At 41.0% G+C, this 14,086-nt stretch carries 16 protein-coding genes; 9 read left to right on the top strand and 7 right to left on the bottom strand.

Annotation, left to right across the window (positions count from 1 at the left end; genetic code table 11):
* Nucleotides 1-110: 110 nt before the first annotated feature.
* From NSQ39_RS01450 to NSQ39_RS01480, 7 genes are all read right to left on the bottom strand, one after another.
* Nucleotides 111-557, bottom strand: a complete 447-nt coding sequence (locus NSQ39_RS01450; protein ID WP_046129082.1) for a hypothetical protein — start codon at nucleotides 555-557, stop codon at nucleotides 111-113.
* A gap of 35 nt (nucleotides 558-592) precedes the next feature.
* Nucleotides 593-1,060 (bottom strand): hypothetical protein, encoded by a 468-nt coding sequence (locus NSQ39_RS01455; RefSeq protein ID WP_175075317.1) that lies wholly within the window; start codon nucleotides 1,058-1,060, stop codon nucleotides 593-595.
* A gap of 98 nt (nucleotides 1,061-1,158) precedes the next feature.
* Nucleotides 1,159-3,360: a glycoside hydrolase domain-containing protein gene (locus tag NSQ39_RS01460; protein WP_175075316.1), complete on the bottom strand. Its 2,202-nt coding sequence runs from the start codon at nucleotides 3,358-3,360 to the stop codon at nucleotides 1,159-1,161.
* A gap of 104 nt (nucleotides 3,361-3,464) precedes the next feature.
* Nucleotides 3,465-3,578, bottom strand: a complete 114-nt coding sequence (locus NSQ39_RS01465) for a DUF2000 family protein (protein ID WP_335497385.1) — start codon at nucleotides 3,576-3,578, stop codon at nucleotides 3,465-3,467.
* A gap of 127 nt (nucleotides 3,579-3,705) precedes the next feature.
* Nucleotides 3,706-3,822 carry a DUF2000 family protein gene (locus tag NSQ39_RS01470; protein WP_236809523.1) on the bottom strand — a complete coding sequence of 39 codons (117 nt, stop codon included), beginning with the start codon at nucleotides 3,820-3,822 and terminating at the stop codon, nucleotides 3,706-3,708.
* Nucleotides 3,819-4,730 (bottom strand): DMT family transporter, encoded by a 912-nt coding sequence (locus tag NSQ39_RS01475; RefSeq protein ID WP_175075315.1) that lies wholly within the window; start codon nucleotides 4,728-4,730, stop codon nucleotides 3,819-3,821. The genes NSQ39_RS01470 and NSQ39_RS01475 overlap by 4 nt, the downstream gene beginning before the upstream one ends.
* Nucleotides 4,727-5,563 (bottom strand): AraC family ligand binding domain-containing protein, encoded by an 837-nt coding sequence (locus NSQ39_RS01480; RefSeq protein WP_175075314.1) that lies wholly within the window; start codon nucleotides 5,561-5,563, stop codon nucleotides 4,727-4,729. Before NSQ39_RS01480 ends, NSQ39_RS01475 begins: the two co-directional genes overlap by 4 nt.
* A 141-nt stretch (nucleotides 5,564-5,704) precedes the next feature.
* On the opposite strand from NSQ39_RS01480, the gene NSQ39_RS01485 reads away from it, so the two are divergent.
* From NSQ39_RS01485 to NSQ39_RS01525, 9 genes are all read left to right on the top strand, one after another.
* Entirely contained in the window at nucleotides 5,705-6,172 is a 468-nt protein-coding gene (locus NSQ39_RS01485; protein WP_175075313.1) for a helix-turn-helix domain-containing protein, read from the top strand.
* A 253-nt stretch (nucleotides 6,173-6,425) separates the two neighbouring features.
* Entirely contained in the window at nucleotides 6,426-6,566 is a 141-nt protein-coding gene (locus tag NSQ39_RS01490) for a hypothetical protein (RefSeq protein WP_216898837.1), read from the top strand.
* A gap of 165 nt (nucleotides 6,567-6,731) precedes the next feature.
* Nucleotides 6,732-7,787: an iron-containing alcohol dehydrogenase family protein gene (locus tag NSQ39_RS01495; RefSeq protein ID WP_046129075.1), complete on the top strand. Its 1,056-nt coding sequence runs from the start codon at nucleotides 6,732-6,734 to the stop codon at nucleotides 7,785-7,787.
* Between the two features lie 564 nt (nucleotides 7,788-8,351).
* Nucleotides 8,352-8,519 (top strand): sporulation killing factor, encoded by a 168-nt coding sequence (gene skfA, locus NSQ39_RS01500; protein WP_046129074.1) that lies wholly within the window; start codon nucleotides 8,352-8,354, stop codon nucleotides 8,517-8,519.
* Nucleotides 8,520-8,583: 64 nt separating this feature from the next.
* Nucleotides 8,584-9,804 (top strand): sporulation killing factor system radical SAM maturase, encoded by a 1,221-nt coding sequence (gene skfB, locus NSQ39_RS01505; RefSeq protein WP_175075310.1) that lies wholly within the window; start codon nucleotides 8,584-8,586, stop codon nucleotides 9,802-9,804.
* Nucleotides 9,801-11,294, top strand: a complete 1,494-nt coding sequence (locus tag NSQ39_RS01510) for a CPBP family intramembrane glutamic endopeptidase (RefSeq protein WP_175075309.1) — start codon at nucleotides 9,801-9,803, stop codon at nucleotides 11,292-11,294. Before skfB ends, NSQ39_RS01510 begins: the two co-directional genes overlap by 4 nt.
* A gap of 19 nt (nucleotides 11,295-11,313) precedes the next feature.
* The gene (locus NSQ39_RS01515; RefSeq protein ID WP_046129071.1) at nucleotides 11,314-12,036 is read left to right on the top strand and encodes an ABC transporter ATP-binding protein; all 723 of its coding nucleotides are present in this window, start codon (nucleotides 11,314-11,316) and stop codon (nucleotides 12,034-12,036) included.
* Complete coding sequence (skfF, locus tag NSQ39_RS01520; RefSeq protein WP_175075308.1) at nucleotides 12,029-13,555, top strand: sporulation killing factor system integral membrane protein; 1,527 nt, start codon at nucleotides 12,029-12,031, stop codon at nucleotides 13,553-13,555. Before NSQ39_RS01515 ends, skfF begins: the two co-directional genes overlap by 8 nt.
* Before the next feature lie 17 nt (nucleotides 13,556-13,572).
* Nucleotides 13,573-14,085 carry a HEAT repeat domain-containing protein gene (locus tag NSQ39_RS01525; RefSeq protein ID WP_175075307.1) on the top strand — a complete coding sequence of 171 codons (513 nt, stop codon included), beginning with the start codon at nucleotides 13,573-13,575 and terminating at the stop codon, nucleotides 14,083-14,085.
* Nucleotide 14,086: the final 1 nt, after the last annotated feature.

A 14,086-nucleotide genomic window follows, 5' to 3' on the forward strand; every position in this document is an offset into this window, starting at 1 on the left:
TGTTTCTTCGAATAATTGTTTGTCTGTTTGCATGTCTTTTGTCCTCTAGTCATATTATATTAGTTTGATTGATAGACGAACCAAAGCAGAGGCGCATGTCCCTCTGCTTTTTAATCAAATTTCTTTTTGAAACGTTCATCTAAAATAAAATCAATCATACCCGCGATTCTGGAATATTCCGCCCTTTTTTGAAAGTGCAGGATCGTTTGCATCGGTCCTTTTCGTGAGGAGATCAGCATCTTGGCGATCCAAAGAAAAGAGAAGATTAGATAGAACATGAAGAGGAATGAAAATAGCCTTGAAAGGTCATAGGTGGAGGAGGAGACTTGACCAGATAAAAAGGCCGCCATAATTACAGCGGTAATACTGCTAAAAAAAATGGCTTTAATAAAATACGTTAATGTGAAACTGGGATTTGAAAAATATATTTTTAACTGATTTAATGTAACAGAATCTTGATTTGCAAGGTATGTAAGCAGCTCATCGTCACTTTTGTGAGACTCAAGGAGTTTGGCTGTATGTTCAGCTTTTTGAAATAATTGTTTTTCGTTTCTCATTGGATTGTCACTCCTATATAAAAATACATGAGATTTTATTGGTACGGTATGTTTTCCAATGCCTTTTTGTATTTTTGTTGTAAAACATAATCAATCATTTTTACAATACGTGCAAACTCGGCTTTCTTGGAAAAATGTGTAATGAATTGACTCGGCTTTTTTTTCAAGGTGACAAGCTGTTTAAGCACCCAGAAGAAACACCCCACAAATATGGCAGCTAATGTGATAATGGAGATGCCGGAAACAAAAGGGAACATCGAATCTGCTTGACCACAAAGAATTGCAGTAATGAACGAAGCTAATACTATACTGAAAAATGCTGCACTGATGAAATAATGAAGCGCAAATGAAGGATCAGAGTAATAGACTTTCAGCTGATTTAAGGTTAATGAATCTTGTTTAGCGAGAAAGGCTAATAACTCTTCATCGCTCTTATCGCGGAAAGTTTTAAGGGTTTTGGCTGTTTTTTGCGTTGCAGTGAATACTTGTTTGTCTGTGTTCAATGTAAATACCTCCACGAGACTTTATATATTAAAGATTTGGAAAAACTGCATAAATACATTATATTATGTATTTATGCAGCTTTCATTAAATAAACAAATTAATCTGCTGTTTTTTCGCCAAATATCGCAAATAACACAGCAGACACTGCCGTACCAATAGCGATTTCAGGTGCTGCAGTTCCCACTATTACAACAGCTGCTACACCAACAGTAGCTGCTATAATTCCTCCAACTGCAACCCCAACTGCTCCCCAATCGATTGGTAAAGCTTCTTGAGGAGCTACAACTGGTTTGCTAGGTGACACATATAACTTCTTAATTTTAAAGGTAATTGTAGCCGACATTTCAGTTTTTGTATCGCCTACTACCGGAATTTCATTGCTAAATATAGTTAATGAGAGATCCAAAGATTCAACAGAAGGTGAAACGTTTACCGAGATATATCCGTTACGCACCGACAAACCGATATTCTTTAAAAGCTCATCATATGAATGAATTTGTGAAGAACTCAATGATGTTTTTGAGTTTCCTAATACTTCTGTAATCGATGCTCCGACCTTTCCGTTTTTAACTTGCAGTGTACCCGGTGATGTTTCACTTGGCTTTTTAAATACCAGTGAAGTAGACAACGTAATATCCAAGTATAGCGACTTGTAAACTGTCTCAGTTTTATCAAAAATAAACATTGTTGTAAATAGTTCAGAAATACTGCTCAGTGCCGGGATATTTGCTAAAATGTTTCTCAATGTGCGTACGCGTGCGTCATAGACCGGATCTGACGACGGGGTGACGCTTGCAGTACCTTTGTCCCTGCCTGAGTAAGCATCTTTATCAATGCCGATCATACCGCTTCCGCTGCCGATTGATTGTTCGTAGAATTGGTCAAAGGCCCAGTTTTTCGGCATTGTGTAGCCGAGGTTGCCGCTGAAGCCGGTCGACATATCGGCGACGAAGCTGTATTCCGTCAAACCTGCGTCGGCTGTTCTGATACAGATGTTTCTTGGCCCGTATACGCCGATCTTATATTTTGGCGAATTCGGAATGCTTTGCATTTTGTCAAACGCTGCTTTGATTTCATTAAAATAAGGGATGATTTTGTCTGTTACTTCATAATCATACGCGTCAAAATCAACGGCAAAATAAATGGTTGTGCCTGATGGGAAGCCTAACCCTTGTGCTGCGTTGACAGCGGCATACGCATCTGTTGTTCCTTGATTTTGCACGAAATACGAGGATTCGTAGCCGCCGTCCTGATAAATCGGAAACACTCTCAAACCTTCATTAAAAATGATGGAAAGCTCAGCAGGGGTCATTGCCTTTGATTTAAGGCCGCTGCTTGTCCGCACATTGCCCGTCAAATATCTGCCGACAACTTTATATCCGTTGTTACGCAAAGTTTTTGCAGTTGCTGCTGTTAGAACCGTGGAAGTGTCGCAGGCCGCGGCAGCACGCGAAGTATCGCCGGAGCTTGACAATAAAGCCTTGATTGTTGCCATATTGGCAATTCCCTTTGCCGGCAAACACATGAAGCTTTGAAAGCGTGAGACGGCAGATTCCACTTCTGCATCATAAACGCCGTCAAATTCACCTGAAGGATAGCCATTGCAATATAATGCGTATTGAAGAATCAGCACGAACTTTGTTCTGGAATCGCCTGGTTTAAGTGTCGGGCATTTGCTTGTTGTCCCTGGTCCAAAATTGCCGTTTGCCACACTTGTACTCATGCCTTCTTCTTTTTGCAAAGCATAAATCAGTGCCTTATTTGTCTCTCTGGAATAAACGCCGTCACAAGGCATTAATCCGAAATAAGCATTGTAATCCCGATTTAAATTTTGCTGAATTTGACGAATTTTCGTATCACCATTTCGAAGCAATTTAAAAGCGCTCATGTTGAGCAGAGCTTTCATGATTTGTGCAGTGACAACACCGTCTTGTTTGGCTAGGCCTGCAGCTCTCTGAAACCTTTTCACGGCATCCTCTGTACTCTCAAAGAAGTTACCCGTTAAACCGCCGGGATTAAATCCACTTCCTTTACACCAAAAAGCGCCTTGCAGAATGTAATTTAAGTTTGTAGGTTTTTCAGTTTTTTTCTGCTTTTTTAGCGGCACAAATTTGCTCTCTGTCGCCGGTCCGAAATTATCGGCGGGCTCTGCGATACCGAGTTCGATCTGCAATGCTCTCGTTAAACCGTAAATCGTCTCCCAGCTTGGTTTTCCGTTCTCTTTCACCTTGTTGTAGCCGTGTTTTCCGCTGTAGGTTTTGTTTAGCCATTCCTGAGTTTTCAATACCATTTGATCCATAGAAGGTCCCTCTTTTCTTTATTTAGGCTTTCACTATTAGGTGGCAAACGTATGACAAAAAAATAAGGGCATTGACCCATTCAGCAGTCAATGCCCGTAATTGTTTATTTTAACAGCCCCAAGCTCCCGGTCAGCCTGTTCACCTTCTTCTTATCCCCGCACATTCCGATTCCATAATAGCGGTAATCGGAGGAAGCGGAAGCTTGGAATTTTTCGATATATGCTTCATATGTATGACAGCTCTGGGCCGCATCGGGAGGATATCGTCGAACTCGTCGGTGAGCAGCTTTTGTCTCAGTTCATGAAGAAGCCCGGCGTTTCCTTTTAAGATGGGGATGGGGACTTTTACGATTCGATCCCTGAGCCGTCTGTTACGTTCCCGCCGAGAATGGCGGCTGTATTGGCGGTCAGTCCGACAGGCAGGCTTTCGTCTATGACGAGTGCGCATTTTGTTTCATTCAAGACGTATGCTCCTCCTTCAGCTGCGGTTTGGATTTCATCTCAGAAATATAAAGGCCTGTTAGTGTCAGCGCGCCTCCGACAAAGGCGATCCATGTCAGTTGTTCGTGCAAAATGATAATCGAAGCGGCAATCGTGATCACGGGCACCATATAAATGTAGGCGCTCGTTTTCACGGCTCCGAGCACCCCGACCGACCAGTTCCACGTCACAAAGCAAAGAGCGGATGCGCCAGCACCCAGAAACAACATGTTCAGCAGGTTGACGGAGGAAGCGAATGGGCTGAGCGTAAAACGGAAGTCAAACAGGAACAAAGCCGGGATCATAAAGATCAGCCCGTAAAGAAAGATGCGCTGGGTGCATTGAATCGTGTGATGGCGAAACGCGCTGATTTTTTTCATTAAAATGGCGTATATTCCCCAAACAAAAGCAGAGGCTGCGGCAAGCGGGTCACCGAACGGATTCAGCTTGAGCACGACGTTTCCATTGAAAGATATAAGCAAGAGACCGGTAAAAGCGGCGGCAAATCCAATGAAAAAGTGCGGCTTAAGCTTCTCGCCGTCCAGAAGGAAATGAGCCAGGACGGCTGTGATCATCGGGATCACCGAGACGATCATGCCGACATTTGAAGCATATGTGTAGGTGAGCGCGATATTTTCCAATAAGAAATACAAGGTTACGCCGCATAAGCCGGCCCCTGCAAAAAGGATCTCCTGCCGCAGGCTCTGTACGTTCAGAACGCGCGGGTGAACGATGAGCAGGACGATCAATCCAAGCAAAAATCGATAAAACAAAATCTCCATTGGCGAAAAATCCTCGAGCAGCACTTTTGTCGAGACAAAGGTCGTCCCCCAGATGAGAATCGTTAAAACGGCTGCAAGGTGTCCGGCGGTTTCACGTCGATGATTCATCCTTCAATCTCCAATCTGTCTTGTTCAAAGATTTTCATATATTGTTTCGGCGTCAGCCCGACCTGCCGCTTGAAAAACTTCGTCAAATGGCTTTGGTCGCTGAAGCCCGTTTGAAAGGCGGCGTCGATCGGCTTTACGCCTTGTTCCAGAAGCTTTTTTGCCTGATTGATGCGCACGGTTTCCAGGTAGCTGTACGGAGAAATTCCTTTTTGCTTCGTAAACGACCGCAGCAAATGATACTTGCTCCAGCCCGTGAGTCCGCTGAGATCATCAAGCTTAATATTTTCCGTATAATGCTCTTCTAAATAACCGCACACGGTTTTGACTTCATCAGACGGTTCGGGCGCGCGTTCGAGGAACGTCACGTCTGAATACGTTCTGATCAGCTCTTCAAGAAGGTTGAGAAACAGCTCCTCCTTTTGAAGAGCTTTTTCCTTTTGCAAAATTTGCACGTGCAGTTCTTTCAAGCTGGACGTCAGCTCATGGCGGAACAACACGTTTTGCGTGAAGTAAGGGAGGCTTTCGGCGCCCGTTATCTCCATCACGGCTTTTTCCATTACATCAGGCATGACGTTGATGCTGCGGTAATCAAGGGCCTTCCCGTCAATTTGCTCGCAGCTGTGCGTATCGTGCGGATTAAACAGCAGGAGATCTCCGGGGTTGATGATATACTCCTGTCCCTGGCAAAGCAAATAGCGCTGTCCTTTTTCGATAAAGCCGATCACATAATATTCGTGAAAGTGGTTCGGGAACTTCTGCATGATTCCTTTGAAGCGATAGGCTTCAACCTGCAGGTCTTGATCAAGGATCAGCGTCCGGGTTTCCTCTCGCATGACGGACCTCCTGTCGTGTTGTTGATTGTTTTAGTTTAGCATGTTTTTCAGGGATTTCTTGTATGATGTTGCGGTTTGAAAGATTGAAATATTTCATCAAAAAGTGTAATATTACACTAAATATTGCGATGGAGGAATACTGTGGACAAAGATTATATAATCGAACTTATTTCATTAAAATTAAGGCTGATTCGTACAGAAAGCGGCTATACGCAGGAGAAAATGGCGAATGTTCTTGGGATTTCGAAGAAGACGCTTGTGCAAATTGAAAAGGGAAGGACGACTGCGGGGTGGACGCATGTCGTGGCAGTGTGCGCGCTATTTCGAAACAGTGAGGTTTTGCAGTCAGTGCTGGGGGACGAACCGTTGGAAGTTGTCGAAACTGTGGCGCACCGCAGCATTGACCGGCCGAAGGGGAAAACGCTCGGCGGCAGGGTATGGTGGCGGGAGATTGACTGTAAAGGAGATTTTCGTATGCAGCAAAATTTGATTTCACATCATTACCGGATTCTGGATTCCTATGATGACCTCTGGTACAGTACGTTTGAAAAAGAGGAAGCGATGGCGCGCTTGGATGAGCTGGCGAGTGAGAACGGCGGAATTCAATAATGAAAAGGCTGAACGTCATATTAGGGCTGATCAGTGCAGTATTGCTCATCGGTCCGTATGCAATTTTTTATGTCCTAGACCACGGCAATCCGATCATGAATGCGTGGGTTCGCTCAGATGCTGAAAAGCATTTGTCGGAAATAGGGCATCAGGAAAAAATTATAAAGAGAATCATGTGATTGAACCTAAAACTGTGATAAACAAAGACTATTTTTTAACGCAATCTATGGGCGTTTTTAAAGATGAGCCGGATATGACATATTATTATGGAAAAAACAAAAAAACGGGCAAGATCGTTCAGTTTTGTGAGAAAAATGAATTAAGCGGCACGAGTGATGGAAAGACGAAGCACAGCGAACCGCACTGTGATTTCAGTCTGAAAAACCGTGGCTAAACGCCGGCTGGTTCAATGACAACATCACCATTTCTTCGACATGTTTCATATGAAACATGTATTTTTTTGGAATCCGGCGCGGCAGCGGGCTCGTAATATAATTTGACACAGTTTTAAAGAAAGTGAGATGATTGGCGTTAGAAAATAATAGAAGGAGATGGTGTCATGCAGCCTGAAGATATCGTCAGAAGCGGACCGAATCAATATATATGCAAGGAAGGAATCACGCGGGAGCTCCCGGCGTTTTTAGAGGGGTTCAAGCAGCCTGTCATTGTCACCGGCGTGAAGTCGTTTGCGGCTTTTTCCAATCATGCGGCGCTTCCGGCTGATTGGAAGGTGATTCAGCATAAGGGAACCAGTTCGCTTCGTGCGATTCGCAAAGCAGCCGAGGAAGCAGGTGCGGCGGATATCATCATCGGGATCGGCGGGGGAACCGTTTTAGATACGGCGAAGGCAGTCGCCGATCTGCTGAGTATTGAAGTGATGACGATTCCGACAATCCCGGGAACATGCGCCGCAGCTACGCCGCTCAGTGTGATTTACGATGACGAAGGGAACTTTGAAGGGGTGCAGTACCATAAGCGTTCAAGCTATTTGACGCTTGTTGACCCTGTCTTGCTTTTATCATCCCCGATTGCTTACGTAAAAAGCGGGATCGGCGATACGCTTGCGAAGTGGTATGAAGCTGAGGCGATCATCAGAACGACGAAGGATGCGCTGTCGATCATGGTTCAGGCGGGGCTCAGACAGTCCGTCTATATTCGCGACATCCTGTTAAACGAGAGTCTGCAGGCTGTAGAAAGCATCGAAAAAGGCGAACCATCTCCGGCTTTGGCGAATGTGCTGGAAGCGGTCATCGCACTTGCCGGAACGGTGGGCGGCTATGCAGGCCGCTACGGCAGAATGGCCGGGGCCCATGCGATTCACAACGGTTTGACGTTTATTCCGGAAACCCATCATGTGCTCCACGGTCAAAAGGTCGCTTACGGCATATTGGTTCAGCTTGCGTTGGAAGGACGGACAGACGAAATTCGCGAGCTGCTTCCGCTATATGATGCGCTCGGATTTCCGAAAAGGCTGCGCGATCTGGGCATTGTCGAAAACATTGAGCAAGCCAAACAAAAAATTGCAGCCCACGCGTGCAAACCGGAAGAGTCGCTTTGCTTAATGGGAACGTTCAGCGAAGCGGATGTCGTTGCTGCGATCGGGTCATTGGAATAATAAAAAGCGCCCTTGAATTGAATTCAAGGGCGTAAATTTTGTGTACAACATGCATTTTTGTTTAGAAAGTATCTATTATACTGTTTAATCATGAAATCTCAGTTGTAAATGAAATACCGGGTCAAAGAATTTATGCAGAAATCGCAGAATTTGTTTTAAATGCTTTTGATTCGCCCTTTATTAACATAAACTAAGATTTCGAAATTCTTATTGAACCATTTGTATATGCAAATGGTTTGTTTGATTTTAGATCTCCCGTGTTAAAAAACTCTCCACACCTGCCATCGATGAAATAAAATCCCTACATTCAGTTTCTATATTTCCATTCTGTCTCCCCTTGAATAACTTAGATATTCGTTACTAAGTCAAGAGAAGGGGAAGAAGTTAAATATAATTAGAAAAGGTCTTTTGGATGGTTATGAAATATTACATATAGATGAGAAAATTTGAATAAAATGTATTTAATTACAAAATTCCCCTTACTTCGACAAAAGTGAATTGTTATTGTGATGTTAGGTGGAATCTATTTATGTGATTCCACATTAAAAATAGGAGGTGAATTTCATGAGAGGTAATGAAAAAGAATGGGAACCAGTAAACCAAAAAGGGCTCTCTAAACCAGCAGGAAATTCAATTATTAAAGCTGCTGGTTGTATGGGATGCTGGGCAGCGAAAAGTATAGCAATGACTCGCGTTTGTCCGTTGCCAAGTCCTCAAATGAAAGTGATTTAAATCTATTAAGTTTCGACAAAAACGGGTAGGGGGCATGCAGCTCCCTATTCAAAAGGGGGATTCTATGTCTTTATTGGGAGAATTATCGGAAATGGAACTAAGTGTACACCTTCAGCCACATGGTGCTTTATTGGTAGATCGTAAAAGTATGTTCTATTACAGGCTTAGTGGAAGGGGAGTGCAGCTTGCTCTTTTACTGGCTGAAAATAATAGCTTGCAAAAAACAGCAAGAATATGGGAAATAGTAACGAAGGAGGAAATGAGTGCTGATAAATTAAAAGAAGAATTAAGTACGCACCCATTCACTGCTGCATGGACAGAAGGATTGTTAGATAAACGGTTAATGATTACCGGCTCTACAAAGTCTTATTTACCTATTAGCTGCACACTTCAATTTACAAACTCTTGTAATTTGAGTTGTTCGTTTTGTTATGCAAGTTCAGGTAAACCTTATCAAAACGAGTTGAATGCTTTCGAATGGATAGAGGTAATGGAGAAGCTTGCTGCACATGGTGTGGCAGATATTACAATTACTGGTGGTGAAGCAAAATTAATTAAGGGATTTAAAGAACTTATCACTGCAGCAAGTTCATTATTTACCAATGTAAATCTTTTTAGTAATGGATTGAATTGGAGAGATGAAGAAATAGAACTTCTTAAACATTTAGGGAATGTATGTGTACAGATAAGTATTGATGGGAGTGCCGATACTCATGATCTCCTTAGAGGGAGAAAAGGCAGTTTTAAAGAAAGTATGAGAAATGTCAAGCGAATGACCGATTCTTCTCTCTCTGTCATAGTAGCTATGACTATAAATGAATTAAATGCTTGTGAGGTTTTGGAGGTCATTGAGAATTCTGTCGAATCTGGCGCCACTATTTTTAGGGCAGGAAGAACACTTAATGTGGGAAGAGCTTCAGATACAAGAGACATTTCTTCAGAAACAGAGCGTTTAGTAAAGCAACAGCTTAAAAAAGCGATTAGTGATTGGGGAGATCAAATTATCATTATCGATTGGGAGGAAGAAAAAAATGGTGTAACTGACTTTTGTACACCTGGATATTTGGCTTGGTATATCAGAGCTGATGGTTATGTAACACCGTGTCAAATTGAGGAATCAGCAATTGGACATATCTTGGAAGATAGTATGTTAGATATCGGTTCGCCTGAACGTTTAATGCAAGCAAAATGTAATGCGAAGCATTGTAGATGTATAGGTAAAATAGAGTTATCAGAACCTGATCTGCCGTTTAGTCAAATACGTATAGATGAGGTTAAGTCATGACTGTTTTGACTATTATTCTATGGATTTCTATTTCTGTGATAGGCTTACTTTTATTTCATAAATTTAAGCCTTTAATTTACCAATCTTTGTTGCTTGATAAAGATACTGCTCGATTAATTTGCAATAAGTTTATTAAGCGCTATGTCGGGATAGATGTAACTGATTGGGATTGTTATGCAATGTATTGGTATGACCATGATACTGTTAACAAACTGCATCATTTAGGTTTACTAAATAAAGTTCGACAAGTCCTGTATCATTGGGGATTGGTCGAGTCTTGGAGAATTCGTTTTGTAAATCAAAATAAATCAATTATAGCTGGAGTGAACTCAAAGGGAGAAATTACATTTTTTCATGCGGATGTACCACGAAGAGAATTGCCCAAGAAAGTTTCTAAAATCTCTCCAGAGCAGCTGAAATTAGAACTTGCTGCTTCAAATGAAGGACTATGGAGCCAAGCGGAAGTAAGTGGAGCAGGTGAAAAAGAAGAAGCTCTTGAAAATATCACGACTTATTGGTATATTGCCGAGTCGGATAATGTCAGAATGAAAATGACGGTTGAATTACATAATGGCTGTATATTAAGTATTGGAAGTGAACAAGAAATCCTAACAGAGAAAATGGGTGTTGCAGTAAAAAAAGAGCACCTTGAATCGACGTTAGGTATGACGGGGGTAATAGGGTCTTTAATTGCTGTAATTGCAGCAATCATGGTATTAATTAACATGGACATTCGCGCGGACGTCACAACTAGTATGATACTGGGAGGGATTCTTATATGTTGCAATCTATTAACTTTAAAAGAGGATATACAATTAACAATTGTAAATGCATACGATTCAAGGATAAGTGTAAAGATGGTGTATATATTTGGAACTTTGTCTACTATTCTTGCAGGTTTATCAACAGGATTTGTCGTATTTATATGTTCATTAGCCGGAAATACTGTAGGGTACAGCATGAAATGGTCAGTATGGGATAACCCTGCTTCTCAAGTATTAAGCGGAATAAGCATAGGGCTTGCTTGCCTGGGGCTGTCTGCTGCCATGTTTACAGTTCTTGAAAAGAAAAAATTATTACGTATCTCTCCTGAACTCTCAAATCGCACTGTCTATTTGTCCGGCTTTACATTTAGACAAGGACTAAATATCAGTCTTCAAAGTTCCTTATCAGAAGAGACGGTGTATAGACTTCTTATGATTCCTACAATTTGGTTGCTAACTGATAATATGGTGATTGCTGTCTTGGTTTCCTCAGTTTTATGGGCAATAATGCATCAAGGAACAGGCTATCATCCTAGGTGGATACGATGGTTGCATCTTACCCTTTTTGGATGCTTACTAGGGTTTGTCTTCCTACAATATGGATTTATATCAGTATTGGCTGCTCACTTCATTCATAACCTCATCTTGGTCTGTAAGCCGCTATGGGATTATAAAGTCAGAAAAAAACTTCAATTTGGCAAAAATACGAATCAATCTTCATTCTAACAATGAGGAGAAGGTAAATATGAAAATCATGCAAGTCAAAAATTTAACAAAAAAATATCATAATGGAGAGGGAATTGATCAACTATCTTTCTCAATTCACGCAGGGGAAATCGTTGCTTTGCTCGGTCCTAACGGAGCGGGCAAAACAACGACAATCCGCTGTATTACAGGCTTATATAAATCTGATAACGGTGATATTGAAATAAACGGTCTGAGGCCAGGTGATAATCGAGTTCAACGGATGGTTGCTTTAATTCCAGATCAACCTTATTTGTACCCCTCTTTAACCGTAGCCGAACATCTTCAGTTTCGAGCAAAAGCTTTTAATATTAAAGAAAACATACAAGAGAAGGTCCAAGAAGCGTTAAAAAAAGTGAACATGGAAGGAAAGGCCGATCGGATAACTGGACAGCTTTCCAGAGGACAAAAACAACGTGCTGTTTTAGCTGGGGCAATCATTCAAGACGCATTGTTATACATATTGGATGAACCGACAGTAGGTTTAGATATTCCTTCAAAACAATGGCTCTCTCAGTGGCTGATTAATAAAGCAAAAAACGAAGGAGCAGCAGCTCTTGTCTCCACTCATAGTCTTGATTTTGTGCTGGAAACTGCTCATCGTGTTTTATTGATTCGAGATGGGATACTTATAAAAGAGATTGATGTCCCCGAAAATCAAAAGGACTATTTAGCTTGGAAACAGGAAGTAATCGATCTCCTGGGGGATTGGTCGGATGATTAATATTCTGTCATTCTTATTTCTTCAGTCAAAAAGAAAAATTCTCAAACAAGAACAAGAAAAAAAGCTCCCTTTCTTAATTTTGTTTTTGTTTTTAGGGGCAATACTTATCCAAATTGGTTTTATAGCAAAAACGGAAACTTGGAATTCACCTTTAACAGGATGGATCTTGACAGGCGCTTTTATTGTCTATACGTGCTTTGGTCTTTTATCAAACCGTATTCCCAGCCAGATGGAGGATGTCATTTGGCTATATACTGCACCTTATAAGTTATCCGAGATCATTTATGCGGCATTAGTTTGGAAAGCTATTTGGAAGGGTTTACTATGGTTGTGCTCCGGCATCGCAAGTGATCTTATTTTACTATTATGGAAACAACATTACATAAATTTGACCGGAAAAGCTATAGGTCTGGTACTTTTAATCATTGTAATGGAGACTTGGATTATGGCGGTTTCATGCACAAGAGCAGTCAGAAGCGTAAAGTTTATATTTACTTTTTTTACACTGATTCTAAGTGTGTTTTATTGTGTAACTCTCTATTACTCTTTTATTAATGATCGGCCGCCAAGTTTTTGGAGGGTAGCGGGGGATCAAGTTGGTGAATTCGGCAACATTCTCATGCATTTTTATTCTCCGGTTGAATTTATAATGTTAGGATTAATTCTTATATCTATTGTAATAATTCACTTTACTTCAAATAAAATAGAGAGTAAAGAAAAATTGGTTAAAGAAGCTGAATTTTGGGCGGAATTTCAAGATAGTAATGTAGGTTTAGGCCAAGACCACTTTAAAGAAAAGCAAACTTGGTGGGGGTTGAAAGGATTAGTCGGTGTTTTTTCATTTTTATGGGTAGAGATTTTACTAGTTAAAAAAAATTTATTTTTTCATATGTCTCATTTTGCTTTTCTGTTACTCCTGTTTCCATATTTAATGTCAAAATATCCAGATGTATTTAATCTTCTTTTCACTTTAATTGTATGTGCTACTTTTTTTAGTTCTTATTATTCGGGCCTAGTTCGTCATGCAAAATCTGGCGATTTATTTCTGCTCCCGGGTTCATTGTGGAAAAAAGTGCTTTTGCTTGAGGTTTCAAATACTATATGGCTGTTCGTTCTTTTGGTTGTATCAGTTGTGGCACGTCAAATATTTGACCAGTCTTCAGTTGGAGAAGCCTTGCTTTTCATAATGTATGGGATAGGGGGGTATATATTTTTACTAACAATTCGTTGGGTATCATTTGTTCAAACACGACAAAAAGATCCGTCGATTTCTTTAACTTCCTATTATAAATATTTTTTAATAAATAGTGCTGTGAGCATCTTCTTTTTATTCATTGTTTTTGTTATTGCTCAAAAAGCTGTTGTGTTTATTTTTCCGGTAATTTTGATCGGAACAGGAGGTTGGACATGGTTTTTATTCTATAAATATAGAAGAAGTACTTATTTTAACTATCTGTGTTTAGGAACATTTCTCTTTTCTATTCTTCTGTCGTTAATTATAGGGAAACTGATAAACTGAAAAGTTTGGAGGGACAAATGAAATTGGAATCAAAAAAAAATCTAACGCAATCTGTAAGAAATCTTGCAAATAAAAACGAAGTTACGGTTACTAAAGCGATTGGGGAACTCAAGGAGACTGGAAAAGCAGCAATTCCAGTTTTGATTGAAGCATTGAAGGAAGAGGGCTCTTTACGCAATATTGCTGCAGCTGTTTTAGGAGAATTTGGTGAAGATGCTAGCGAAGCGTCACCAGAACTCGCATCACTTCTAAAAAGCGAGAAGGAAGAAACGAGAATGGCGGCGGCTATTTCATTAATGAGAATTGGTAAAGGCAGCCTTCCATACCTTATTGAGATTGCTAAAAATATGGATGGTCCCCCTTGCTTTTGGGCGTCTTGGGCAATAGCCTGGATCGAACCTTCTAAAATTGAACGAAAAATGTATGAATGTTTAAAACACGAACAAGAGAACCCATCCGGATTGGTTGCTCCGTTTGCGGCAGAGGAAGCCCTGGGGAAAATTATTGCTGCACAGTTAAAAGAAAAATAAT

It is taken from the genome of Bacillus sp. FSL W8-0848 (genome assembly GCF_038007805.1).
GTDB lineage: Bacteria > Bacillota > Bacilli > Bacillales > Bacillaceae > Bacillus > Bacillus glycinifermentans.